Annotated in this window: 37 protein-coding genes; all 37 read right to left on the bottom strand. The window is 36.1% G+C overall.

The annotated features are described in order from the left end of the window. Positions 1-28: 28 nt before the first annotated feature. Positions 29-1312 (bottom strand): phosphopyruvate hydratase, encoded by a 1284-nt coding sequence (gene eno, locus Q0543_RS14495; protein ID WP_299254645.1) that lies wholly within the window; start codon positions 1310-1312, stop codon positions 29-31. A 25-nt stretch (positions 1313-1337) separates the two neighbouring features. Beyond that, on the bottom strand, positions 1338-2438 hold the full coding sequence (carA, locus tag Q0543_RS14490) for a glutamine-hydrolyzing carbamoyl-phosphate synthase small subunit (RefSeq protein ID WP_299254642.1): 1101 nt from the start codon (positions 2436-2438) through the stop codon (positions 1338-1340). A 103-nt stretch (positions 2439-2541) separates the two neighbouring features. Beyond that, a complete protein-coding gene (gene rplQ / locus Q0543_RS14485; RefSeq protein ID WP_299254639.1) occupies positions 2542-3009 on the bottom strand; it encodes a 50S ribosomal protein L17 in 468 nt (155 codons plus the stop codon). A gap of 5 nt (positions 3010-3014) precedes the next feature. Continuing rightward, complete coding sequence (locus Q0543_RS14480; RefSeq protein WP_299254636.1) at positions 3015-4004, bottom strand: DNA-directed RNA polymerase subunit alpha; 990 nt, start codon at positions 4002-4004, stop codon at positions 3015-3017. Between the two features lie 28 nt (positions 4005-4032). Further along, positions 4033-4638 carry a 30S ribosomal protein S4 gene (gene rpsD / locus Q0543_RS14475; RefSeq protein ID WP_299254633.1) on the bottom strand — a complete coding sequence of 202 codons (606 nt, stop codon included), beginning with the start codon at positions 4636-4638 and terminating at the stop codon, positions 4033-4035. A 36-nt stretch (positions 4639-4674) separates the two neighbouring features. Further along, positions 4675-5082, bottom strand: coding sequence for a 30S ribosomal protein S11 (gene rpsK / locus Q0543_RS14470; RefSeq protein ID WP_299254630.1), 408 nt, complete (start codon positions 5080-5082; stop codon positions 4675-4677). 35 nt (positions 5083-5117) lie between these two features. Then, complete coding sequence (gene rpsM / locus Q0543_RS14465; RefSeq protein WP_299254627.1) at positions 5118-5495, bottom strand: 30S ribosomal protein S13; 378 nt, start codon at positions 5493-5495, stop codon at positions 5118-5120. Positions 5496-5513: 18 nt separating this feature from the next. After that, positions 5514-5630, bottom strand: coding sequence for a 50S ribosomal protein L36 (rpmJ, locus tag Q0543_RS14460; RefSeq protein ID WP_072356053.1), 117 nt, complete (start codon positions 5628-5630; stop codon positions 5514-5516). Positions 5631-5660: 30 nt separating this feature from the next. Continuing rightward, a complete protein-coding gene (gene infA, locus Q0543_RS14455; RefSeq protein ID WP_299254618.1) occupies positions 5661-5879 on the bottom strand; it encodes a translation initiation factor IF-1 in 219 nt (72 codons plus the stop codon). A gap of 8 nt (positions 5880-5887) precedes the next feature. Next, a complete protein-coding gene (gene map, locus Q0543_RS14450) occupies positions 5888-6667 on the bottom strand; it encodes a type I methionyl aminopeptidase (protein WP_299254615.1) in 780 nt (259 codons plus the stop codon). A 5-nt stretch (positions 6668-6672) separates the two neighbouring features. Next, positions 6673-7998: a preprotein translocase subunit SecY gene (secY, locus tag Q0543_RS14445; RefSeq protein ID WP_299254612.1), complete on the bottom strand. Its 1326-nt coding sequence runs from the start codon at positions 7996-7998 to the stop codon at positions 6673-6675. Next, complete coding sequence (gene rplO / locus Q0543_RS14440; protein WP_299254609.1) at positions 7998-8456, bottom strand: 50S ribosomal protein L15; 459 nt, start codon at positions 8454-8456, stop codon at positions 7998-8000. Before rplO ends, secY begins: the two co-directional genes overlap by 1 nt. Before the next feature lie 5 nt (positions 8457-8461). Next, entirely contained in the window at positions 8462-8638 is a 177-nt protein-coding gene (gene rpmD / locus Q0543_RS14435) for a 50S ribosomal protein L30 (RefSeq protein WP_299254606.1), read from the bottom strand. A 12-nt stretch (positions 8639-8650) separates the two neighbouring features. After that, positions 8651-9169 carry a 30S ribosomal protein S5 gene (rpsE, locus tag Q0543_RS14430; protein ID WP_299254603.1) on the bottom strand — a complete coding sequence of 173 codons (519 nt, stop codon included), beginning with the start codon at positions 9167-9169 and terminating at the stop codon, positions 8651-8653. A 21-nt stretch (positions 9170-9190) separates the two neighbouring features. After that, positions 9191-9541 (bottom strand): 50S ribosomal protein L18, encoded by a 351-nt coding sequence (gene rplR, locus Q0543_RS14425; RefSeq protein ID WP_299254600.1) that lies wholly within the window; start codon positions 9539-9541, stop codon positions 9191-9193. Between the two features lie 7 nt (positions 9542-9548). Next, positions 9549-10103, bottom strand: a complete 555-nt coding sequence (rplF, locus tag Q0543_RS14420; RefSeq protein ID WP_299254597.1) for a 50S ribosomal protein L6 — start codon at positions 10101-10103, stop codon at positions 9549-9551. Between the two features lie 22 nt (positions 10104-10125). Then, entirely contained in the window at positions 10126-10518 is a 393-nt protein-coding gene (gene rpsH / locus Q0543_RS14415) for a 30S ribosomal protein S8 (RefSeq protein ID WP_299254594.1), read from the bottom strand. A 100-nt stretch (positions 10519-10618) separates the two neighbouring features. Then, positions 10619-10888: a 30S ribosomal protein S14 gene (gene rpsN, locus Q0543_RS14410; RefSeq protein ID WP_299254591.1), complete on the bottom strand. Its 270-nt coding sequence runs from the start codon at positions 10886-10888 to the stop codon at positions 10619-10621. A 9-nt stretch (positions 10889-10897) separates the two neighbouring features. Next, complete coding sequence (rplE, locus tag Q0543_RS14405; protein ID WP_299254588.1) at positions 10898-11452, bottom strand: 50S ribosomal protein L5; 555 nt, start codon at positions 11450-11452, stop codon at positions 10898-10900. After that, entirely contained in the window at positions 11452-11787 is a 336-nt protein-coding gene (gene rplX, locus Q0543_RS14400; RefSeq protein WP_299254585.1) for a 50S ribosomal protein L24, read from the bottom strand. Before rplX ends, rplE begins: the two co-directional genes overlap by 1 nt. A gap of 5 nt (positions 11788-11792) precedes the next feature. Further along, on the bottom strand, positions 11793-12161 hold the full coding sequence (rplN, locus tag Q0543_RS14395; RefSeq protein WP_299254582.1) for a 50S ribosomal protein L14: 369 nt from the start codon (positions 12159-12161) through the stop codon (positions 11793-11795). A 2-nt stretch (positions 12162-12163) separates the two neighbouring features. After that, entirely contained in the window at positions 12164-12427 is a 264-nt protein-coding gene (gene rpsQ / locus Q0543_RS14390; protein WP_018344552.1) for a 30S ribosomal protein S17, read from the bottom strand. A gap of 34 nt (positions 12428-12461) precedes the next feature. Beyond that, positions 12462-12650 carry a 50S ribosomal protein L29 gene (gene rpmC / locus Q0543_RS14385; RefSeq protein ID WP_299254574.1) on the bottom strand — a complete coding sequence of 63 codons (189 nt, stop codon included), beginning with the start codon at positions 12648-12650 and terminating at the stop codon, positions 12462-12464. A gap of 1 nt (position 12651) precedes the next feature. Further along, positions 12652-13074, bottom strand: a complete 423-nt coding sequence (gene rplP / locus Q0543_RS14380; protein ID WP_299254571.1) for a 50S ribosomal protein L16 — start codon at positions 13072-13074, stop codon at positions 12652-12654. Between the two features lie 33 nt (positions 13075-13107). Continuing rightward, positions 13108-13866, bottom strand: a complete 759-nt coding sequence (rpsC, locus tag Q0543_RS14375) for a 30S ribosomal protein S3 (protein WP_299254568.1) — start codon at positions 13864-13866, stop codon at positions 13108-13110. A 5-nt stretch (positions 13867-13871) separates the two neighbouring features. After that, positions 13872-14420 (bottom strand): 50S ribosomal protein L22, encoded by a 549-nt coding sequence (rplV, locus tag Q0543_RS14370; RefSeq protein ID WP_299254565.1) that lies wholly within the window; start codon positions 14418-14420, stop codon positions 13872-13874. A gap of 29 nt (positions 14421-14449) precedes the next feature. Continuing rightward, positions 14450-14719: a 30S ribosomal protein S19 gene (gene rpsS, locus Q0543_RS14365; RefSeq protein WP_299254562.1), complete on the bottom strand. Its 270-nt coding sequence runs from the start codon at positions 14717-14719 to the stop codon at positions 14450-14452. Next, the gene (gene rplB / locus Q0543_RS14360; protein ID WP_299254559.1) at positions 14719-15558 is read right to left on the bottom strand and encodes a 50S ribosomal protein L2; all 840 of its coding nucleotides are present in this window, start codon (positions 15556-15558) and stop codon (positions 14719-14721) included. Before rplB ends, rpsS begins: the two co-directional genes overlap by 1 nt. A 16-nt stretch (positions 15559-15574) precedes the next feature. After that, a complete protein-coding gene (gene rplW, locus Q0543_RS14355) occupies positions 15575-15862 on the bottom strand; it encodes a 50S ribosomal protein L23 (protein WP_299254556.1) in 288 nt (95 codons plus the stop codon). Between the two features lie 8 nt (positions 15863-15870). After that, on the bottom strand, positions 15871-16497 hold the full coding sequence (gene rplD / locus Q0543_RS14350) for a 50S ribosomal protein L4 (protein WP_299254553.1): 627 nt from the start codon (positions 16495-16497) through the stop codon (positions 15871-15873). A gap of 2 nt (positions 16498-16499) precedes the next feature. Further along, the gene (gene rplC, locus Q0543_RS14345) at positions 16500-17120 is read right to left on the bottom strand and encodes a 50S ribosomal protein L3 (protein ID WP_299254550.1); all 621 of its coding nucleotides are present in this window, start codon (positions 17118-17120) and stop codon (positions 16500-16502) included. A 188-nt stretch (positions 17121-17308) separates the two neighbouring features. After that, positions 17309-17614 (bottom strand): 30S ribosomal protein S10, encoded by a 306-nt coding sequence (rpsJ, locus tag Q0543_RS14340; RefSeq protein WP_299254548.1) that lies wholly within the window; start codon positions 17612-17614, stop codon positions 17309-17311. 4 nt (positions 17615-17618) lie between these two features. Next, a complete protein-coding gene (gene fusA / locus Q0543_RS14335) occupies positions 17619-19724 on the bottom strand; it encodes an elongation factor G (RefSeq protein ID WP_299254546.1) in 2106 nt (701 codons plus the stop codon). A gap of 18 nt (positions 19725-19742) precedes the next feature. Beyond that, positions 19743-20210 (bottom strand): 30S ribosomal protein S7, encoded by a 468-nt coding sequence (rpsG, locus tag Q0543_RS14330; protein WP_299254543.1) that lies wholly within the window; start codon positions 20208-20210, stop codon positions 19743-19745. Positions 20211-20217: 7 nt separating this feature from the next. Then, positions 20218-20637 (bottom strand): 30S ribosomal protein S12, encoded by a 420-nt coding sequence (rpsL, locus tag Q0543_RS14325; RefSeq protein ID WP_299254541.1) that lies wholly within the window; start codon positions 20635-20637, stop codon positions 20218-20220. A gap of 162 nt (positions 20638-20799) precedes the next feature. Further along, positions 20800-21132 (bottom strand): DUF3467 domain-containing protein, encoded by a 333-nt coding sequence (locus Q0543_RS14320; protein WP_299254538.1) that lies wholly within the window; start codon positions 21130-21132, stop codon positions 20800-20802. A gap of 76 nt (positions 21133-21208) precedes the next feature. Beyond that, positions 21209-25273: DNA-directed RNA polymerase subunit beta' (rpoC, locus tag Q0543_RS14315; protein WP_299254535.1), on the bottom strand; the 4065-nt coding region annotated here is incomplete at its 5' end.

Genomic DNA, 25273 nt, shown 5'->3' with positions numbered 1-25273 from the left:
GAGACCTTTAGTAATATTGCTAGTAATATTACTTACGCATATTTTTACCAGGGAAATAAGCAGACTCGCCCAATTCCTCTTCGATACGAAGTAACTGATTGTATTTTGCCATACGATCAGAACGAGAACAAGATCCCGTTTTGATTTGACCACAGTTTAATGCAACAGCCAAATCAGCAATTGTATTGTCTTCTGTTTCACCAGAACGGTGAGACATTACTGAAGTATATGCATTTCTCTTAGCTAAATTAACAGCAGAAATTGTTTCTGTTAATGAGCCAATTTGATTTACCTTTACAAGGATTGAATTCGCAATGCCTTGATCAATTCCTTGTTGTAAACGACTAACGTTTGTTACAAACAAATCATCACCAACCAATTGTACTTTATCACCAACTGATTTAGTCAATTCAGCCCAACCAGACCAATCGTCTTCATCTAGACCATCTTCAATCGATACGATTGGATAACGCTTAACTAAATCTGCCCAGAATGAAACCATTTGAGAAGATGTTAATTTTTCGCCCGTTGATTTTTTAAGGTGATATAATTTTGTTTCAGAATCATAAAATTCAGAAGCTGCAGCATCAAATGCAATCATAACATCTTCGCCTGGTCTGTAACCAGCTTGTTCGATCGCTTGTATTACTGTTTTCAATGCTTCTTCGTTAGAAGAAATATTTGGAGCGAAACCACCTTCATCACCTACGTTTGTAGACATTCCTTTTGATTTCAATACTTTTGCAAGAGTATGGAAAATTTCAGAACCCATACGCATTGCTTCAGTGAATGATTTTGCACCAGTAGGCATAATCATAAACTCTTGAAAATCGATAGAGTTATCTGCATGTGAACCACCATTGATGATGTTCATCATTGGTACAGGTAATGTGTTAGCACTAACACCACCAACATATCTATAAAGAGGTAAGCCAGCTTCTTGAGCTGCTGCTTTAGCCAACGCCAAAGAAACACCTAAGATTGCATTAGCTCCTAATTTACCTTTGTTTGTAGTGCCGTCTAAATCAATCATTAAACGATCAATTAGGTTTTGCTCAAATACATGAGATCCAATTAATTCAGGAGCAATAATATCATTTACATTAGAAACCGCTTTTAAAACGCTTTTGCCCATGTAAATAGATTTATCATTATCTCTTAATTCAACTGCTTCGTGCTTACCAGTAGATGCGCCAGATGGAACTGCTGCTCTACCAATTAAACCATTTTCAGTAATTACATCTACTTCGATAGTAGGATTTCCTCTTGAGTCAAAGATTTGACGTGCAACAATTTCTTCTATTAAGCTCATCTTTTTTATTTAATTTATTAATATTCTATTTTAAATTTGCTACAAATTGATCGAATAAATAGATCGAATCATGTGGGCCCGGAGAAGACTCAGGGTGATATTGTACGGAGAAAGCATTTTTATTCTTCAAACGAATACCTTCAACAGTATTGTCATTTAAATTAATATGCGTTATCTCAACATTGCTATCTTTAGGTATTGAATTCGCATCTACTGCAAAACCATGGTTTTGAGAAGTAACTTCAGACAATCCTGAAATTAAATTTTTAACAGGATGGTTCAAACCTCTATGTCCATTTGGCATTTTATAAGTTGGTATTCCATTCGCCTCAGCTAAAAGCTGGTGGCCTAAACAGATTCCAAACATGGGCTTGTCTTCAGCTAAAATACTTTTTACGGTATCAATTGCATAGCTCGTAACAGCAGGGTCTCCAGGTCCATTAGAGATAAAGTAACCGTTGGGAGACCACGCTTTCATTTCTGCATACGTTGTCTTTGCTGGGAATACTTTTAAATAGCAGTCTCTAGTTGTTAGATTTTTCAGTATACTTGTTTTTACACCTAAATCTAAAACAGCAACCTTATATGTTGCAGTTGGTTCACCTAAAAAATAACTTTCTTTTGTAGAAACGATACTTGACAATTCAAGTCCTTTCATAGAAGGTACATTTTTAACTGCTTCTTTTAATTTTTCAATATCTAAAATTTCAGAAGAAATTACGGCATTCATTGTCGCTCCTGTAGAACGTATGTGTCGAACTAATTCACGCGTATCAATATCGCTGATCCCAACAATGCCATTCTTTTCGAAATATGCTTGAAGCGAGCTGTCGCCGTCATATCTTGAAAACATATCGGAGAAATTTCTACAAACCAAGCCACTGAATTTTACACCAGCAGATTCTTGTTCGTCTTCTTTAACACCGTAATTGCCGATGTGACTTGTAGTATTGACAATGATTTGACCAAAATAAGATGGATCCGTATAGATCTCTTGATAGCCTGTCATCCCCGTATTAAAACAAATCTCACCTGAAGTAGTACCAATTTTACCAACAGCGATACCTTTATACCAGGTACCGTCTTCTAGCATTAAATAAGCTTCTTTTTGTTCTTGGACTTTCATTGTAATTTTGAATGTTTGAATTTAAACAAAATAAAAAAGGATTCAACAAAAGTCGAATCCTTTTTTATTTAAGATATAGTAAAACATTGTTGCTTTGAAAGCATTATGCTTTTGGTTCAGTATCTGTTGATTCAGTAGATTCATCTTTTTTAGCAGCAGTAGAACGACGCGTTCTTTTTGCAGCTTTAACTTCCGTAGTTTTAACGTAAGTTTCGTTATAATCAACTAATTCAATAATGCACATATCAGCGTTATCGCCTAAACGCGCACCAGTTTTTAAAATTCTAGTGTAACCACCTGGTCTTGCTGCGATTTTCTCAACAACATTGTCAAATAATTCTTTAACTGAATCTTTATTTTGTAGATAAGAGAAAACCGTTCTTCTACTGTGTGTAGAATCTGCTTTCGCTTTCGTAATCAAAGGTTCTACGTACTTTCTAAGTTCTTTAGCCTTAGCAACTGTAGTAGAAATTCTTTTATGAACAATCAAAGAAGAAGCCATGTTTGATAATAATGCTCTTCTGTGAGTACTTGTTCTGCCTAGGTGATTGTCTTTTTTACCGTGTCTCATTGCGATTAATCCTCGTCAAGTTTATACTTAGCCGTATCCATTCCAAAGGTTAAGTTTTTATCAATAATTAACTGCTCTAACTCGTTAAGAGACTTCTTACCAAAGTTGCGGAACTTCATCATGTCAGAAATATCAAGAGTAGCAAGCTCTCCCAATGTTTTGATATCAGCAGCCTTTAAACAGTTGTAAGCACGTACAGACAAGTCTAGATCAGCTAGAGAAGTTTTAAGAAGTTTTCTCATGTGTAAGAATTCTTCATCTACTGTCTCTTCTTCTTCAGCTTTAACAGCCTCAAACGTCATTGTTTGATCTGAGAATAACATGAAGTGTTTTATTAAAATATTAGCAGCACCTTTCAATGCATCTTCAGGATGTATAGATCCGTCCGTTAATATTTCAAGAATAAGTTTTTCGTAATCCGTTCTTTGTTCTACTCTTGTATTCTCAACGCTGTATTTTACATTTTTAATTGGTGTAAAAATTGCATCGATTGGAATATAACCAAAGATTTGTTCTGCTGGTTTGTTTTCCTCTGCAGGCAAGTAACCACGACCTTTTTCAAGCGTTAACTCGATATCAAAGTTGGAATTAGAATCTACATTGCAGATTAATAATTCAGGGTTTAATATTTGATAAGCAGAAGTAAACTTAGCAATATCTCCAGCCTTGAAAGAAGCTTGTTTCTTGATACTAACAACGATTTTATTTTCGTTCACGTCAGAAATCTTTTTGAAACGAACTTGTTTAAGGTTCAAGATAATCTCAGTTACATCTTCCCTTACGCCAGGAATTGTAGAGAACTCATGTAACACACCTGGAACTTTAATTCCAGTGATCGCATAACCTTCAAGTGAAGACAATAAAATTCTTCTTAAAGCATTACCGATAGTTACACCATATCCTTTTTCAAGAGGTTTGAATTCAAACAGACCGTGAAAATCGTCTGCTTTTTCCATAACCACTTTTTCTGGCATTTGAAAAGAAAGAATAGACATAAATATATTTTAGATTATGTGTATTTAATTATTTAGAGTACAACTCGACAATCAGTTGTTCCTGGATATTTTCAGGAATTTCATCACGTTGAGGGTAAGTTACAAATTTACCTAACATACTTGATAGATCCCATTCCAACCAAGTAAATTTCTTAGCAGATTGAGTAGAAAGACTTTCAGTAATTGATTCAAGAGATTTTGATTTCTCACGAACGCCTAACTGATCACCTGGCTTCAATTGGTATGAAGGAATGTTAACGATTTCTCCATTAACAACAATATGTTTGTGAGATACAAGTTGACGAGCAGCTCTTCTAGATGAAGCAATACCTAAACGGTACACTGTGTTATCTAAACGAGATTCAAGCATTTTCAAAAGGTTTTCACCAGTGATACCTTGTTTTCTTGCAGCAGTGTCAAAAGTTTTAGCAAATTGTCTTTCTAATACACCATAAGTATATTTAGCCTTTTGCTTTTCTTTCAACTGAATAGAATATTCAGATTGCTTTCTTTTTTTATTTCTTCCGTGCATTCCGGGAGCGTAATTCTTCTTTTGAAGAGCTTTACTATCCCCCATCACAGGCTCACCGAATCGTCTTGAAATTCTAGACCTAGGGCCAGTATAACGTGCCATTTCTTGTTAATTAATTATTAATGTTCACTTAAATAATTAGACTCTTCTCTTTTTAGGAGGTCTGCATCCGTTATGTGGCATAGGTGTAACGTCTTTAATCATTAACACTTCGATACCAGCATTTTGAATGGTGCGAATTGCAGACTCTCTACCTGAGCCTGGTCCTTTTACAAAAACTTCACACTTTCTCATTCCGCCTTCAAAGGCAACTTGAGCACAGTTTTGCGCTGCAACTTGAGCAGCGTAAGGAGTATTCTTTTTAGATCCGCGGAATCCCATTTTACCTGCAGAAGCCCAAGATATAACTTGACCTGTACTGTTGGTAACAGAAATGATAATGTTATTGAAAGAAGCTCTGATATGAACCTGTCCTGTTGGTTCGATAACTACGATTCTTTTTTTAGCCTTATCTTTTCTTTTCGCGGCTGTTGATTGTTGAGCCATATTCTGAATTAAATATCAGTTTCAGTAATTAATTACTATTTAGTTGCTTTCTTTTTGTTAGCAACAGTTTTGCGCTTACCCTTACGAGTACGGCAATTGTTTTTAGTACGTTGACCACGTACTGGTAAACCTTTTCTGTGACGAAGGCCTCTGTAACAGCCGATATCCATCAAACGTTTAATGCTTAATTGCACTTCAGACTTAAGAGCACCTTCAGTTTTATGTTCAGAACCAATGATCGCACGAATTGCATTCGCTTCTTCATCATTCCACTCATTAACTTTCTTATCCCAGCTTACGCCGGCTTTCGTCAAAATACTTTGAGCTGAGTTACGACCAATTCCATAGATGTAAGTTAAAGAAACTTCACCTCTTTTGTTATCGGGAATATCAACACCAGAAATCCTTGCCATAGTATTATTCAATTATTATTAACCTTGTCTTTGTTTGAACCTTGGGTTCTTCTTATTGATAACTAGAAGTTTGCCGTGTCTTCTGACAACTTTGCAATCTACACTTCTCTTTTTGATCGATGTTTTTACTTTCATCGTCTTATTGTTTTATAAGTTAAATTATTATTATTTGTAACGAAATACGATTCTTCCTTTAGTCAAATCATATGGAGACATTTCCATTCTTACTTTGTCTCCTGGTAATATTTTTATATAATTCATTCGCATTTTTCCAGAAATATGTGCAATAACTTGATGGCCATTGCCTAACTCTACGCGAAACATTGCGTTGGAAAGTGCTTCTAAGATTTTGCCATCTTGTTCAATGGACGATTGTTTCGACATGCGAAGTATTAAATATTAATTATTTTTTCAATGAATTCAAAGGTAGTCAAAATTTCTGGTTTTCCCTTTTTTATAGCTACCGTATGTTCGAAATGTGCAGAAGGTAATCGATCAGAAGTTCGTATGGTCCAACCATCATTTTCCTGAACAACATTTTTCTTTCCAAGGTTTATCATGGGTTCTATTGCTATAACTAGATTTTCTTCTAGTTTCAACCCTTTACCACGATTACCATAATTAGGAACTTCAGGCTTTTCATGAAGGCTTTTACCCAATCCATGACCTACTAATTCTCTCACTACAGTGTAACCTTCATTTTCAACGAACGTTTGTACTGCATAACCGATGTCACCAATTCTATTGCCAACAACAGCTTGTTCAATACCTTTATATAAACTTTCTTTTGTAATACGAAGCAGTTTTAACACTTCTTCTTTTACATTTCCTACAGGATAAGTATAAGCAGAGTCACTGTGAAATCCTTTATACTTAACACCGCAATCAACAGAAATTATATCTCCGTCTTGTAATTCATATTCGCTAGGGAAACCATGAACGACAACTTCATTCACCGAAATACAAAGCGTAGCAGGAAAACCATTATAGCCTTTAAAAGAAGGAAGCCCTCCGTTATCAGCAATGAATTGATAAGCTATCTTATCTAATTCATTCGTTTTAATTCCTGGTCTAATAATTTTCGCAATTTCTGCGTGAGCTTTTCCAAGAATTATACCGCTTTCACGTATAATTTCAAGCTCTTCATTAGATTTATAATGAATAACTGACATTATTGTTAAATAACTGCAGTACTATCCAATCTTCCCTTAACACGACCCGTTTGCATCATTCCATCGTAATGTTTCATTAATAAGAAACTTTCGATTTGTTGCAAGGTGTCTAATACAACACCAATCATAATTAATAAAGAGGTACCACCATAGAAATATGCAAATTCTCTTTCAATACCTGTCATGCTAGCAAAAGCAGGTAAGATTGCTAATACAGCAAGAAATATAGAACCTGGCAATGTAATTTTTGTCAATACGTCATCAATAAATTCAGACGTTGCTGCACCAGGTTTAACACTTGGTATAAATCCTCCATTTCTTCTTAAGTCTTCAGCAATCGTATTCGGATTGACCGTAATCGCTGTATAGAAATAAGTAAATAGAATAATCATCGTTGCAAAAACAACATTGTACTGCCAAGATGTAAAGTCACTCATTGTTGCTCCAATTGTACTTGCAAATTCTGAATCAGGAAATGAAGATCCTAAAATTGCAGGAAGGAACATAACTGATTGAGCAAATATTATTGGCATAACACCAGCAGCTATCAACTTAAGAGGTAAATATTGGCGTTGTCCAATAACTTGTTTACCACCAGCTATTTGTTTTGTGTATTGGATTGGTATTCTTCTTGTTGCTTGTTGTACAAGTACAACTAACATAATTACACCAAACAATGCTGCAAATTCAATCAATAATGGTAGCCCACCAGATAATCCTTTTGAACTTATTTCAGCGGATAATGCGAAAGGTAATCTTGAAACAATACCAATCATAATCAACATCGAAATACCATTACCTATACCTTTTTCAGTTATACGTTCACCTAACCACATACAGAACATAGTTCCTGAAATTAGAGTGATGATCCTAACAATATTCATGAAAGGATTATCCATACCTTCATAGAACATAGATTCATTTAATGTAGCAGCTAAATAGCCTATTGACTGAGCTACAGTAATGAAAATTGTAAGAATTCTTGTATACTGATTAATTTTATTTCTTCCAGATTCACCATCTTTTTGAAGACGTTGAAAATGAGGAACAGCAAAAGTTAATAATTGTAAAACAATAGAAGCTGATATATATGGCATGATACCCAAGCCAAATACAGAAACGTTGTTAAAAGCACCTCCTGAGAAGGTATTAATAACACCTAATATTCCTTCCGAACTACTTGCATCTGTTATTTTACTCGGGTCAACACCGGGTAAAACAACAAAAGAACCTAGTCGAAACATAACTAGGAACATGATTGTAGTGAAGATTCTCGTACGGAGTTCTTCTATTGAGAATATATTTTTAAAAGTAGAAATGAAACGCTTCATTATCCTATAAGGGTAACTTTACCTCCTGCTTTTACAATAGCTTCAGAAGCTGATGTAGAAAAGGCGTGAGCAATAATTTCAGCTTTAATTGATTTAAGTTCTCCTTCTCCTCTTGCAAGGATTTTAACTTTGTCTTTGTTTCCAATCAAACCATTTTGGTTCATCAAAGCAAAATCAACTACAGAAGCACCAGTTCTTTCAATTAATTCAACTAATTCATCTAAATTAATTGGCTTAAACGATATTTTGTTCAAAGGTTTAAAACCAAATTTAGGTAAACGACGTTGTAAAGGCATTTGACCACCTTCAAAACCTATTTTTGAAGAATAACCAGATCTAGATTTTGCTCCTTTATGTCCTTTTGTAGAAGTACCACCTCTACCAGAACCAGTACCTCTACCGATACGTTTTGAAGACTTTACTGCACCTTTTGCAGGTCTTAATGTATGTAATTTCATAATACTTACTCGCTAACAACTACTAAATGATTCACTTTATTAAGCATTCCTTTAATTGAAGGTGTAAGTTCTTGCTCTACTGTAGAATTAATTTTACCTAAACCTAACGATTGTAATACACGTTTTTGATTTTGAGATTTTTTAATTGCACTTACAACTTGAGTAATCTTAACTTTTGCCATGATTATATTAAATTAACCATTAAATACTTTACTCATAGTAACACCTCTTTGCATAGCTACTTTATGAGGAGCTCTCATTTTAACTAATGCGTCGATTGTTGCTTTAACCACATTATGTGGATTTGAAGATCCTTTAGACTTAGCTAATACATCTTTTACTCCTGCACTTTCAAATACAGCACGCATCGCACCACCTGCAAGAACACCAGTACCTGGAGCTGCGGGTTTAATTAATACGAATCCTCCACTATATTTGCCTTCCATTTGATGGGGCAGTGTACCGTTGATAATAGGTACTTTAATAAGATTCTTTTTAGCGTCATCAATTGCTTTAGTAATTGCATCTGTAACTTCATTTGCTTTACCTAAACCATGACCAACAACACCATTTCCATCTCCTACTACAACTATTGCAGAAAAACTGAAACGACGTCCACCTTTTACTACTTTAGCAACACGGTTTATAGCAACAACATGCTCTTTAAGCTCTATTTCGCTAGCTTTAACCGTTTTAACGTTGACTTGAGACATAATATTTTTTCTTTTATTGAATTAGAATGCTAAACCACCTTCTCTTGCACCTTCAGCCAATGACTTAACACGACCATGATACAAAAAACCACCTCTATCAAAAACGATATTTTTAATACCTTTTGCTGATGCTTTTTCTGCTATTGCTTTCCCAACCATTGTTGAAATGTCGCACTTTGTACCTTTGCTAGATTTAAACTCTGTTGAAGAGCAACTTGCAAGAGTAGCTCCACTTATATCATCAATTAATTGAGCGAAGATACCTGTATTACTTCTGAATACAGACAATCTTGGTTTCTCAGCAGTACCAGAAATTTTATTTCTAATACCTCTTTTAATTCTGAGCCTTCTAAGATCTTTCTTAGTTGCCATATCTTAATTATTTAGATGCTGTTTTACCAGCTTTTCTTCGTACAACTTCACCTTTGAATCGAACACCTTTACCTTTGTAAGGCTCGATTTTTCTTAGAGATCTGATTTTAGCAGATACTTGTCCAATTAACTGCTTATCGATACACTCTAACGTAACAACTGGGTTCTTTCCCTTTTCTGTTAATGCAGAAACAGTAAGTTCTGAAGGTAACTTAAAGAAAATTCCGTGAGAGAATCCTAAACTTAATTCTAAGACATTGTTAGCAGCTGTTGCTTTGTAACCAACACCAACTAATTCAAGATCAATTTTGTAACCTTGACTTACTCCAACAATCATGTTGCTAATTAAAGAGCGATACAAACCATGTAATGCTTTGTGTCTTTTTTGCTCTGTAGGTCTAGCAACTACAACCTTTCCATCTTCTACGGAAACTTTAATATCAACATCAACTTGTTGAGTTAAAGTACCTTTAGGGCCTTTAACAGTTACAAGGTTTGATGGAGAAACTGAAAGTTCTACTTTTTCCGGAAGAGTTACAGGTAATTTACCAATACGTGACATACTATTTCGTCCGAATATTTAATTAATAAACAAAGCAAAGAACTTCTCCGCCTATATTTAGATTCTTAGCTTCTTTGCTGCTCATAATACCTTTAGAGGTAGATATGATTGCAACACCAAGACCATTTAAAACACGTGGCATTGTTTCCGCGTGTGTGTATTTTCTCAAACCAGGTTTGCTAATGCGTTCTAATTTAACGATTGCAGACTCTTTTGTAAGAGCATTATATTTTAAAGCTATTTTAATAGTGCCTTGAACAGCGCTATCTTCAAATTTATAACTTTGAATATACCCTTTATCAAAAAGTACCTTGGTTATCTCCTTCTTTACATTTGAAGCAGGAACCTCAACAACACGATGTTTTGCTTTTATCGCGTTTCTGATTTTTGTAAGGTAATCGGCTATTGGATCCATATTTTTAACAATTCTAACAACTTAATAAGAAATTAAAAGCCCTAAAAGGGCCTGCAAAGGTACAATATTATTTTTTAATAATAAAGTATTTTGAAATAAATTACCAACTGGCTCTTGTAATGCCTGGTATTTTACCATTTGCTGCAAGTTCTCTGAAAGTAACACGGTTGATACCGAATTTTCTCATATAACCTCTTGGACGACCTGTCAATTTACAACGATTGTGTAAACGTACTGGAGAAGCATTTTTAGGTAATTTGTCTAATCCAACATAATCACCTGCTTCTTTTAGAGCTTTTCTTTTAACAGCATATTTGTCTACACATGCTTGTTTTTTTCTTTCTCTAGCTTTTACCGATTCTTTAGCCATGGTCTATAATTATTTTTTCAGAGAAGCAAACGGCATACCGAATGCTTTCAGAAGTTCAAAACTTTCTTCGTCAGTCTTAGCAGTAGTCACAATAGTGATGTCCATACCAGTAATTTTATTGATTTTATCAATGCTGATTTCAGGGAAGATGATTTGTTCTTTTACACCAAGTGTGTAATTTCCACGTCCATCAAATCCTTTGTCATTGATTCCTTTGAAATCTCTAACACGTGGTAAAGCCACAGATGTTAAACGATCAAGAAATTCATACATATGATTTCCTCTTAGAGTTACCTTTGCACCGATTGGCATGTTAGCTCTAAGTTTGAAGTTAGAAACATCCAATTTGGATTTGGTAGCTACAGCTTTTTGACCAGTGATCATTGTAAGTTCATCCACTCCAACGTCAACTAATTTTTTATCTGCAACTGCTGCACCGATACCTTTATTGATTACAATTTTAGTAATCTTAGGAACTTGCATAACTGAAGAATATTGAAACTTCGTTTTCAATTCTCCAACAATATCTTTAAGATATTTATCTTTTAATCTAGGATTAGCCATTACTTGATTACCTCCCCTGACTTTTTAGCGTATCTAACCATTTTGCCGTTTTTATCTTCTTTGCGGCCAATTCTTGTTGCTTTACCTGATTTCGGATCAACATGCATAAGCTTGCTAATATGAATAGGAGCTTCCTTTTTAACAATGCCACCGTTTGGTACATTTGCTGTAGGCTTATTGTGTTTAGTAACAATATTGATACCTTCAACAATAGCTTTTTTATTTTCTTTATCTACAGAAATAACTGTTCCAGTTTTTCCTTTGTCATCACCAGAGATAACGATAACGTTATCTTTCGTTTTAACATGTAGTTTAACTTGTTTGTTGCTTGCCATAAGAATTAAAGAACTTCAGGGGCTAATGAAACGATTTTCATAAATTGCTTGTCTCTCAATTCGCGCGCAACTGGTCCAAAGATACGAGTACCTCTTGGTTCGTCATTATTGTTCAATAAAACGGCAGCGTTATCAGAGAAACGGATGTATGAACCATCCGCACGCTTAATTTCTTTTTTGGTGCGTACCACCACGGCTTTAGAAACCGTACCTTTCTTCATATTACCTGAAGAAATTGCTGACTTTACAGTCACCACAACCTTATCGCCTATAGAAGCATATCTCTTACCTGTACCACCTAGTACACGAATTACTAATACTTCTTTAGCACCACTGTTGTCTGCTACGGTTAGTCTTGATTCTTGTTGTACCATGATTACTTAGCTTTTTCAATGACTTCTACAAGTCTCCAACGTTTCAATTTACTCAATGGTCTTGTTTCCATGATGCGCACTGTATCACCAATACCGCACTCTTGATTTTCATCGTGAGCCATTAATTTCGTAGTCTTATGGATAAATTTTCCATACTTCGCGTGTTTTACTTTACGTTCAACAGCTATCGTAATAGATTTATTCATCTTATTACTCACTACTTTGCCAGTTCTTTCTTTTCTGGCGTTTCTTAGAACTTCTTCCATTATAGTTCGGTAGATTTAATCTTTCGACCTTAACTTATTTAACTTTTGCAGTAAGTTCAGTACTCAATTTAGCTATTAGCTTACGAGTATGACTTATTTTCATCGGGTTCTCAATTGGGGAAATCGCATGTGCAAATTTAAGCTTGTGCAAGTTCTCTTTTTCGGCAACGATACGTTGCTTTAAATCTTCTACCGATAAACCTTTTATTTCAGCAGTTTTCATATTATGATGCTACGTAATCGGGTCTAACTATAAATTTAGTTTTGAAAGGCAACTTTTGCGCAGCCAAACGCAAAGATTCTTGTGCCGTTTCTAAGGTTATTCCACCTGATTCGAATAAGATTGTACCTGGTTTGATACAAGCAACCCAATATTCAGGAGCACCTTTACCTTTACCCATACGAACCTCTGCAGGTTTTTGGGTAATTGGTTTGTCTGGAAATACTCTTATCCAAACTTGGCCTTCTCTTTTCATTGCACGTGTCATTGCGATACGTGCTGCTTCAATTTGGCGAGCTGTTAACCAACCACCTTCTAAAGACTTTATTGCAAAAGAGCCGAAAGCAATTCTATGACCACGGGTAGCAACTCCAGTTACTCTTCCCTTTTGCTGCTTTCTATATTTTGTACGTTTTGGCTGTAACATGACGTTATTTTATATACAGACAGAATCTCTGTTCTATTTGTTAGACTTTTTTCTATTACCTTCGCCGCCTCTTTTTCTTCTAGCGCCTTGGTTTGGAGAAGCATTATCGTTGTTAGAAGAATTTGGACCTGAAGTAGTGTTGCCTACATTTGGTGACAAATCTCTTTTACCATATACTTCACCCTTAAAGATCCATACCTTGATTCCGATTTTGCCGTATACAGTTAATGCTTCACCGATTGCATAATCGATATCTGCACGCAATGTATGTAGAGGAATACGTCCTTCTTTATATTGATCGGTACGTGCCATTTCAGCACCACCTAAACGACCAGATAATTTTATTTTGATACCTAGAGCTCCAACACGCATTGTACCAGCAATTGCTTGCTTCATAGCACGACGGTAAGAAATTCTAGCTTTTAATTGTTGCGCAATAGACTCAGCTACTAAAAGAGCTTCCATTTCAGGTCTTTTTATTTCAAAGATATTTATTAAAACATCTTTACCTGTAATTTTCTTTAACTCTTCTTTAATTTTATCTACTTCAGCACCACCTTTACCGATTACAACACCAGGTCTTGCAGTATTAATTGTAAGGGTTACTCTTTTAATCGTTCTTTCGATGATTATTTTAGAGATTCCGCCTTTAGGAATACGAGCTAGAACATACTTACGTATTTGTTCGTCTTCAACTAATTTTTCAGCAAATGTTTTGCCTCCGTACCAGTTAGAATCCCAACCTTTAACAATTCCTAAACGGAAACCTATCGGATTAACTTTTTGTCCCATGGTAATTAATTCGCTTTAGTTTTAGCTTTGCTTTTTTCAGCAGTTGCTTTTTTAGCAACAGCTTTTGGCTTTTTAGCAGTAGCAGCAACAACTTCTTTTTCTTCAACAACTGCAGCTGGTGCAGAAGGTAGTTCTTTTAAAGAATCAATCACAATTGTAATGTGGTTTGATCTTTTACGAACTCTATACGCTCTTCCTTGTGGTGCAGTGCGAAGTCTCTTAAGCATTCGACCACCATCTACAAAAATTTCACGAATATATAAATCAGCATCTTCAACTCTTATTTCAGAGTTCTTCGCTTGCCAATCAGCAACTGAACCAAGTACTAATTTTTCTAATTTTCTAGCACCTAATTTCGCTTGGTATTTTAAAATACCTAATGATAAGGTTACACGCTGCCCTCTAATTAGGTCAGCAACGAGTCTCATTTTTCTAGTAGAAGTTGGAACGTTCTTAAGGTGTGCCTTAACTGCTCCTTTAGCTGCAGCTTCTTTGGCTGCTGCTATCCTCTGTCTTTTGAGAACCGATTTTTTTATTTTAACTGTCGTTTCCATTGGAATACTTTGTCAAATGAATGACTTAATTATTTCTTACCTTTTGCAGCGTGACCTTTGAATGTCCTCGTTGGTGAAAATTCACCAAATTTATGTCCAACCATATTTTCTGTTACAAAAACTGGGATGAATTTATTTCCGTTGTGTACAGCGAATGTATGTCCAACGAAATCTGGAGATATCATTGATCTTCTTGACCAAGTCTTGATAACAGTTTTCTTAACTGAATCATTCAACGCCTGAACTTTATTTTCAAGACGGAAATCTATGTAGGGGCCTTTTTTGAGCGAACGTGACATTATTTACCCAATCTTTTGTTAACTCTCTTTTTTACAATCATATTCTTAGAGTACTTAGTAGCGCTTCTAGTTTTTCCACCTTTAGCGTATAAGCCTTTTCTAGATCTTGGATGACCTCCTGATGAACGACCTTCACCACCACCCATAGGGTGATCGACAGGGTTCATAGCAACACCTCTTACTCTTGGTCTTCTACCAGCCCATCTGTTCGCACCAGCTTTACCTTTTGTAAGGTTCATGTGGTCCGCATTTGAAACTGTACCTATAGTTGCATAGCAAACTACAAGAACCATTCTCATTTCGCCTGATGGCAATTTAAGAGTTGCGTATTTTCCTTCACGTGCTACTAATTGAGCATACGTTCCAGCGCTTCGAGACATTGCAGCACCTTTACCTGGCTTAAGTTCGATATTGTGAACTACAGTACCTAAAGGTATATCAGATAGAGGAAGTGCATTCCCAACTTCTGGAGCAGTACCTGGACCTGATAATAAGGTCATTCCTACTGTTAATCCTGTTGGAGCAATTATATATCTTTTTTCACCATCTGCGTATGACACTAATGCAATACGAGCTGTACGATTTGGATCGTACTCGATAGTTTTAACTACTGCAGGAATAGCGTGTTTATCTCTTTTGAAATCGATAATACGATATTGTTGCTTATGACCACCACCAATGTAGCGCATAGTCATCTTACCTTGGCTGTTACGTCCACCTGACTTCTTAATAGAAGTTACAAGTGACTTTTCAGGAGTAGATGTAGTTACATCGGCATACGATGCACCAACTCTAAATCTTGTACCAGGTGTAATCGGTCTGAATTTTTTCAGTGGCATGATTGAACCTTAATGATTATAGATTACTGTAGAAATCGATGATTTCTCCGTCTTTAACTTTTACGATTGCCTTTTTGAATGAAGATGTCTTTCCAGTTAAAAAAGAACCTTTGCTATAGCGCGTTTTCTTTTTCCCAGGAGCGATCATGGTTCTTACTTCTTCAACATTGACGCCGTACATTTTTTCAACTGCTTGTTTAATGGCAACTTTGTTTGCATTTTTATCTACAACAAAGCCGTATACTCCATTTTCATTCTGTGCAGACACCTTTTCGGTAATAAGGGGTTTCTTTAAAATACTCATGACTCTAATTAGTTGAGTAATGCTTCAATTTTCGCAACAGATCCTTCAGAAATAACTACTTTCTCTGCATTAACTAAATCATATGTATTGATTTGGTCTACACAAACAACTTTCGCTTTTTTCAAGTTTCTGCTTGAAAGGATTACATTTTTATCGATATCAGCTATCACTAATAAAGTCTTTTTCGTATCGAAAGAAAGATCTTTAAGAATTGCTAAATAATCTTTAGTTTTTGGGGCATTCAAAGTGAAGTTTTCAAGAACAGTCACGTTGCTTTCTTTCAGTTTATGGCTGAATGCAGACTTACGTGCTAAATCTTTAACTTTTTTGTTTACTTTGAAACCATATGTTCTTGGTCTTGGACCGAAGATAGTACCACCACCTACAAAAATAGGTGATCTACGACTACCTGCTCTCGCACCACCTGTACCTTTTTGCTTTTTAAGCTTTCTAGTAGAGAATGAAACTTCAGCACGTTCTTTAGCTTTGTGAGTACCTTGTCTTTGGTGAGCAAGATATTGTTTCACATCTAAATATATTGCGTGGTTGTTAGGCTCCACTGCGAAGATCTCGTCAGAAAGAATTACTTTCTTCCCAGTATCTTTACCTTTAATACTAAATAAGGATAGTTCCATGATTACTTCTCAATTAAAACGTAAGAATTTTTGGAACCAGGTACTGAACCGCTAACAACTAGCAAGTTATGTTCAGGATAAAGTTTCAAAATTTGTAAATTTTGAATTTTTACTCTGTTATTCCCCATTCTACCAGCCATACGTGTACCTTTAAATACACGAGCAGGAAATGAGCAAGCACCAATTGAACCAGCATGGCGAGCTCTGTTGTGTTGACCGTGTGTTTGACCACCAACACCAGCAAAACCATGTCTTTTTACAACACCTTGAAAACCTCTACCTTTTGCAGTTCCAACTACATCTACGAAGTCACCTTCAATAAATATGTCTTGTGCTGCTACTGATTGACCTAATGTCAATTCATTTTCAAATCCTTTAAATTCTACAAGTTTTCTTTTTGGAGAAACACCTGCCTTTTTAAAATGACCTAAAAGAGGCTTTGTAGTGCTCTTTTCTTTTTTATCATCAAATGCTAACTGTACAGCTTTATAACCGTCTGATTCTACAGTTTTGATTTGTGTGATAACGCAAGGAGCAGCTTCGATCACAGTACAAGAAATATAATTTCCTGCTGCATCGTACACACTTGTCATCCCTACTTTTTTACCTATAATACCGGACATCACCCTAATATTTTACGGAGAATATAATTTATTTTCTTAACCCTTCGCTAAAAAGGGACTGCAAAGATACGAAAAAATAAATGTAAGCAAAATTACTTTGTGTTTATTTTATCGAAATAGAGCCCTTGGTAGAAAAGAAATGTAATTCTTTCGAATTACATTTTATTATTTCCAAAAGATTGACCTTATCAAACTTTAATTTCTACGTCAACTCCACTTGGCAACTCTAATTTCATTAGAGCGTCAACTGTTTTAGAACTTGTTGAGTAAATATCAACAAGTCTTTTATACGTACAAAGTTGATACTGATCTCTTGATTTTTTGTTAACGTGTGGAGATCTCAAAACAGTGAAGATTTCCTTTTCTGTAGGCAAAGGGATTGGGCCACTTACGATAGCGCCAGTTGCTTTTACAGCTCTTACAATTCTCTCAGAAGATTTATCTACTAAGTTGTGATCGTAAGATTTAAGTTTAATTCTAATTTTTTGATTCATGATATTATTTGCTTACAGCAGTACCTTTAACTTTAGCTACTATAGTTTCTGCAAGGTTTGCAGGAACGAATTCATAATGAGAGAATGTCAATGAAGCAGTTGCGCGACCAGAAGTGATTGTTCTCAAATCTGTAACATAACCGAATAGTTCAGACAATGGAACAGCTGCTTTGATTACTTGAGCACCCATCTTAGTATCCATACCTTTCATCATTCCTCTTCTTCTATTCAAGTCACCTGTAACAGGGCCTGTATATTCTTCCGGAGTAACAACTTCTACAGACATGATTGGTTCCATGATTTTAGCACCTGCATTTTTAGATGCTTCTTTGAAACCTTGTCTTGCTGCTAATTCGAATGACAATGCATCTGAATCGACATCGTGGAATGAACCATGGAATAAACGTACTTTCATTGATTCCACAGGGAAACCAGCTACTACGCCATTCTTCATAGCTTCTTCAAAACCTTTTTGAATAGATGGTATAAATTCTTTAGGAATAACACCACCCACAATTTTATTTTCGAATTCTAATCCTAATTTCTCATCTTCACGAGGAGATAATTCGAATACGATATCTGCAAACTTACCACGACCACCTGATTGTTTTTTGAAAACTTCGCGATGTTCTGTGCTTTTCGTTAATGCTTCTTTGTAAGCAACCTGAGGAGCGCCTTGGTTAATTTCAACCTTGAATTCACGACGCATACGGTCAATGATAATTTCAAGGTGCAATTCACCCATACCTCTCAAAATTGTTTGGCCTGTTTCTTGGTCTGTATGCACATGCAAGGTAGGATCTTCTTCTACCAATTTAGCAATAGCGATACCCATTTTATCCGCATCTACTTGAGTTTTTGGCTCAATAGCATAACCAATTACTGGTTCTGGGAAGTCCATGGATTCAAGAACAATTTTATTTTTTTCATCGCACAGTGTATCTCCTGTTTTGATATCTTTAAAGCCTACTACAGCTCCGATATCTCCACATTGTAAACTGTCGATTTGATTTTGCTTATTTGCATGCATTTGGAAGATACGAGAAATTCTCTCTTTGTTTCCAGAACGCGTATTGTAAACGTATGAGCCTGATTCTAATATTCCAGAATACGATCTTACAAAACACAAACGACCTACAAATGGATCTGTTGCAATTTTGAAAGCTAATCCACAGAAAGGTTCACTTTCAGATGGCTTACGCGTAACTTCTTTCTCAGTATCAGGATTAATCCCAACGATATCATCTTTATCTAATGGAGATGGTAATAACTCCATTACATAATCAAGCATTGTTTGAACACCTTTGTTTTTGAATGAAGATCCACATAACATGGGTACAATCTTCATATCTAAAACTGCTTTACGCAAAGCGTTTAATATTTCAGTTTCCGAAATTGAATTAGGATCATCAAAGAATTTCTCCATTAATGACTCATCATAGTCGGCTACTGCTTCCAATAAGTTTTCTCTATACTTTAAGGTATCTTCAAGCATATCTTCTGGAATTGGAATTTCAGTAAAGGTCATACCTTTATCTGCTTCATTCCAAACCATTGCCTTATTACTAACTAAGTCAACAACACCTTTGAAAGTATCTTCAGAACCAATTGGCAATTGCAAAGGAACAGCGTTACTACCCAACATTTCTTTAACTTGCTTACACACGTTTAAGAAATCGGCACCAGAACGGTCCATTTTATTAACAAAACCTAATCTAGCAACTTTATAGTTGTTTGCTAAACGCCAGTTTGTTTCAGATTGAGGTTCAACACCATCAACCGCACTAAATAAAAATACCAATCCATCAAGTACACGTAATGACCTATTTACTTCAACAGTAAAATCAACGTGACCTGGTGTATCAATAATGTTAACGTGATATTGTTTGTCTTTATATTTCCAGCCAACTGTAGTTGCAGCAGAAGTAATAGTAATACCTCTTTCCTGCTCCTGCGCCATCCAGTCCATTGTTGCGCCACCTTCGTGTACCTCTCCTAATTTGTGACTTACGCCAGAATAGAAAAGGATACGCTCTGTAGTTGTTGTTTTACCAGCATCAATGTGAGCGGCAATACCAATATTTCGTGTGAGTTTTAAATCGCGAGCCATATTATTGTTTTGCAGAAATTAGAATCTGAAATGTGAGAATGCTTTGTTTGCTTCAGCCATTCTATGTACATCATCTCTCTTTTTAACTGCAGCGCCTTCGCCCTTTGAAGCAGAGATAATTTCACCAGCCAATTTATCTGTCATAGTCTTTTCACCACGAGAACGAGCATAGTTAATTAACCATTTCATTCCCAAAGCCATTTTTCTATCTGGACGAACTTCAGTTGGTACTTGGAATGTAGAACCACCTACACGACGAGAGCGAACCTCAACTTGAGGACTAACGTTGTTTAATGCTTTTTTCCAAATTTCTAAGCCGTTCTCAGAAGTTTTCTTTTCAACTAATGCAACTGCATCATAAAAAATAGTGTATGCTGTGCTTTTCTTGCCATCATACATTAAGCTGTTAACAAATTTAGTTACAGTTGTGTCGCTAAATTTAGGATCAGGAAGAAGATATCTCTTCTTTGGTTTCGCCTTTCTCATATTCTAATTATTTTTTCTTGCCTTTAGATTTAGCAGGGGCAGCGGCAACTTGGCCTGGTTTCGGTCTCTTAGCACCGTATTTAGATCTACTTTGTTTTCTACCGCTTACGCCAGCTGTGTCTAAAGCTCCACGAACGATGTGATAACGAACACCTGGAAGATCTTTTACTCTACCACCACGGATCAACACAATACTGTGTTCTTGAAGGTTGTGACCTTCTCCAGGGATATAAGCATTCACCTCTTTAGAGTTTGTTAAACGCACCCTCGCAACTTTACGCATTGCAGAGTTTGGTTTCTTTGGTGTTGTAGTGTACACTCGTGTACATACGCCCCTTCTTTGTGGGCAGGAATCTAGAGCAGGAGATTTTGACTTGAATACAAGTTGTTCTCTTCCTTTTCTTACTAATTGTTGTATAGTAGGCATTTATCCTAAGTATTTAACTATTCTCAATTTATCGGACTGCAAAGGTACGCATATTTGGCTATTCTGCAAATTGTGGATATTATTTTTTTCGAAATTCATCCACATATTATCACCAAATATGTTTTTCTTTATTATTTTATGCTCAATTAGCCAAATTAAGGGCTAAGCCTCTCCCATTGTTCCTCCAAAATTCATTGGAAAACGAGGAAATTCTTCTTGATCTTTTATTGCACCAAACGATTCTTCGTATTTTACGATATTATCGGTCAATGCCTGTAACAAGCGTTTCGCATGTTCTGGAGTAATTACTACACGTGATTTAACACGTGCTTTAGGTACGCCAGGCATCATACGAATAAAATCTAATACAAACTCACTGTTTGAATGTGCAATCATTGCTAAATTAGCATAAACACCTTCTGCCATTTCTTCGGGCAATTCAATGTTTAATTGATTCTGCATCATTTCCTCAGTTGGATTATTTTTGACTGCCATTTCTATTGTCGCTTTAAGAAAAAACAAGGGCAAAGGTTACAGAACCAATGCCCTTATATATTTTTTTAATATACAATTAACTTTGTTGTAACTCGCCTTTGCGAGCAGCATTGAAGGCTTCTTTAGAAGCAATCAAACTATCGTATTCTTCTTTTGAACCTACAATAATGTCATTGAATACTCGTTGACCAGTACCAGCAGGAATTAAGTGACCTACGATTACGTTTTCTTTCAAGCCTTTTAAGAAATCCATTTTACCTCTTACTGCTGCTTCACTTAAAACTTTTGTAGTTTCTTGGAATGATGCTGCAGAAATAAAGCTTTCTGTATCTAATGAAGCTTGTGTAATACCTTGTAACGTTGGCATAGAAACAGCAGGTTCAGCATCTCTAACTGCAACCAAACGTTGATCTTTACGCTTCAAGCTAGAGTTTTCATCTCTCAATTGACGCGCTGTAATGATCATACCTGGTCTTAGTTTTTCTGAGTCACCGCATTCTACAACAACTTTTTTATCTAAGATCGTATCGTTTTCTTCTCTGAATTTGAAACGATCCACTGCTTGGTTTGTTAAGAAAGATGTATCACCAGCTTCAATAATCTGAACCTTTTGCATCATCTGTCTTACAATTATCTCAATGTGTTTATCATTGATTTTTACACCTTGCAGACGGTATACTTCTTGAATTTCATTTACAAGATATTCTTGAACTGCAGTCGGTCCTTTGATTGACAAAATATTTGATGGCGTAATTGCACCATCTGTCAACGGGTTACCTGAACGGATGAAATCATTGTCCTGAACAAGGATGTGTTTAGACAAAGGTACCATGTATCTTTTCTTAACGCCATCTTTAGATTCAATAAAGATTTCTCTATTACCTCTCTTAATAGTACCATATGTAACGATACCATCAATTTCACTTACAACTGCAGGGTTAGAAGGGTTACGCGCTTCAAACAATTCCGTTACTCGAGGAAGACCACCCGTAATATCTCTTGTTTTACCGACAGAACGAGGAATCTTAACTAATACCTGACCTGGTTTAACAGCTTGTCCATCTTCGATTGCTAAATGGGCTCCAACTGGAATAGAATATTCTTTCGGATCACCTTTTTTAGGATTTACAATGATTGCAGGGTTTTTAGTTTTGTCTTTTGTATCAACAATAACTTTTTCTCTGTGTCCAGTTTGTTCATCTGATTCTTCGCGGAAAGTAACACCTTCTTCGATTGAATCAAATTGAATCGTACCTTCAAATTCAGATAAGATAACTGCGTTATATGGATCCCAGAAACATAGCTCTTGTCCTTTTGTAACTTTATCGCCGTCTTTAACTACTAAGAATGCACCGTATGGAACGTGATTACTCAATAACGTTTTGCCAGATACTGGCTCAACGATACGAATTTCACCTGAACGGCCCATTACTACTGTAACTTTCTCGCCTTCTAAATTTGTAGATTGAATTACTTTTAAATCATCAAAAGCAACTACGCCATCAAACTTAGCTTTAATTTTTGCATCAACAGTAATGTTGGATGCGGTACCACCTACGTGGAATGTACGAAGTGTTAACTGAGTACCTGGTTCACCAATGGACTGAGCTGCAATAACACCTACAGATTCACCTATACTAACCATTCTTCCGGTTGTTAAGTTTCTTCCATAACATTTAGCACAACATCCTCTTCTTGATTCACACGTCAATACCGATCTGATTTCCACAGCTTCAATACCTGACTCATCTATCGTTCTAGCAATTTCTTCCGTAATTTCTTCTCCTGAAGAAACCAATAATTCATTAGAAATTATATGGAATACATCGTGAACACTTACTCTACCAAGGATACGTTCTGTTAATGGTTCAACAATATCATCGTTATCTTTTAACGCTGAAACCGTAAGACCTCTTAATGTACCACAATCTTGCTCGTTGATAATTGCATCTTGTGCAACATCTACCAAACGACGTGTTAAGTAACCAGCATCTGCTGTTTTAAGTGCTGTATCGGCAAGACCTTTACGAGCACCGTGTGTAGAGATAAAGTACTCAATAACATCTAGACCTTCTTTGAAGTTAGATAAGATTGGGTTTTCAATGATTTCACCAATTGAACCTTGTAAGTTCTTTTGAGGCTTAGCCATCAAACCTCTCATACCACCTAATTGACGAATCTGTTCACGAGAACCACGCGCACCGGAGTGCATCATCATATAGATTGGGTTGAAGCCTTGTTGATCTGCTTCTAATTGTTGCATCAATGTATCTGTAATCTCAGAGTTAACGCGCGTCCAGATATCAATAACCTGATTGTAACGTTCGTTATCTGTGATAAGACCCATTAAGTAGTTACTCCAAACAGCATCTACTTCTTTTTTAGCACGATCAATCAATATGTGCTTATCTGCTGGGATACCAATGTTATCCAAACCAATAGAAAGACCACCTCTGAAGGCCATTTGGAATCCTATTTGCTTGATATCATCTAAGAACTTCGCAGTTTTAGACATACCAGCAATTTTGAATACCGTACCAATGATTAACTGTAATTTTTTCTTCGTTAAAAGTTCGTTTACAAAACCTACTTCTTCAGGCATTACTAAGTTGAACAATACTCTACCAGCAACGGTTTCGATCATTTGTTCAACTAATTCGCCATCTTCAGAACGTACTTTACCTTTAACTTGAATATGCGCATGTTGTGATAAACGACCTTCGTTGATAGCAATCACAACTTCTTCAGCGCCATAAAACTTCATACCTTCACCCATGATAGGATGTTCAGGAGTTGATTTACGGCCTTTTGTTACATAATAAAGACCCAAAACCATGTCTTGTGAAGGTACTGTAATAGGAGCACCATTCGCAGGGTTAAGGATGTTATGAGATGCAATCATCAATAAAGATGCTTCAAGAATAGCTTCATGTCCTAGTGGAACGTGAACCGCCATCTGGTCACCATCAAAATCGGCGTTGAAGGCAGTACACACTAATGGGTGTAACTGAATTGCTTTACCTTCAATTAATTTTGGTTGGAATGCTTGAATACCTAAACGGTGAAGTGTAGGAGCACGGTTAAGAAGGATCGGGTGACCTTTCAATACGTTTTCAAGAATATCCCAAACTACTGGATCTTTACGATCCACTATTTTCTTAGCAGATTTAACTGTTTTTACAATACCACGTTCGATTAACTTACGAATAATAAACGGCTTGAATAATTCAGCTGCCATATCTTTCGGAAGTCCGCATTCGTGTAGTTTCAATTCAGGTCCTACAACAATTACAGAACGGCCAGAGTAATCAACACGTTTACCAAGTAAGTTTTGACGGAAACGTCCTTGCTTACCTTTCAACATATCAGACAATGATTTCAATGCTCTGTTTCCTTCTGCACGAACTGCATTAATCTTACGAGAGTTATCGAACAATGAATCTACCGCTTCCTGAAGCATACGTTTTTCGTTACGTAAGATTACTTCTGGAGCTTTAATTTCAATCAATCTTTTCAAACGGTTGTTACGAATAATAACACGTCTGTATAAATCATTTAAATCTGAAGTAGCGAAACGACCACCATCCAAAGGAACTAATGGACGTAATTCTGGTGGAATTACAGGAACCATGCGGATAATCATCCACTCTGGTTTGTTTTCGATACGAGATTTAGCATCACGGAAAGCTTCAACAACTTTCAAACGCTTTAAAGCTTCCGCCTTACGTTGTTGAGAAGTATCGTTTGCTGCTGCGTGACGTAAGCTGTATGATAATTCATCTAAGTTCAAACGAGAAAGAAGTGTTTCTAACGCATCTGCACCCATCTTAGCGATGAATTTATTTGGATCTTTATCGTCTAATAATTGATTCTCACGAGGAAGTTTATCTAAGATATCTAGATATTCATCTTCTGTTAAGAAATCTAAATAGTTGATACCATCTTCAGATTTAACACCTGATTGAATAACAACGTAACGTTCGTAATAAATAATTTGATCAAGTTTTTTTGTAGGTAAACCTAACATATAACCGATCTTGTTTGGTAATGAACGGAAATACCAGATGTGTGCTACAGGCACAACTAATTCGATGTGACCCATACGCTCACGACGAACTTTTGCAGTCGTTACTTCAACGCC

It is taken from the genome of uncultured Cytophaga sp., from assembly GCF_937863595.1.
Classification (GTDB): domain Bacteria; phylum Bacteroidota; class Bacteroidia; order Cytophagales; family Cytophagaceae; genus Cytophaga.
This window is presented reverse-complemented; position numbering and strand designations above follow the sequence as displayed.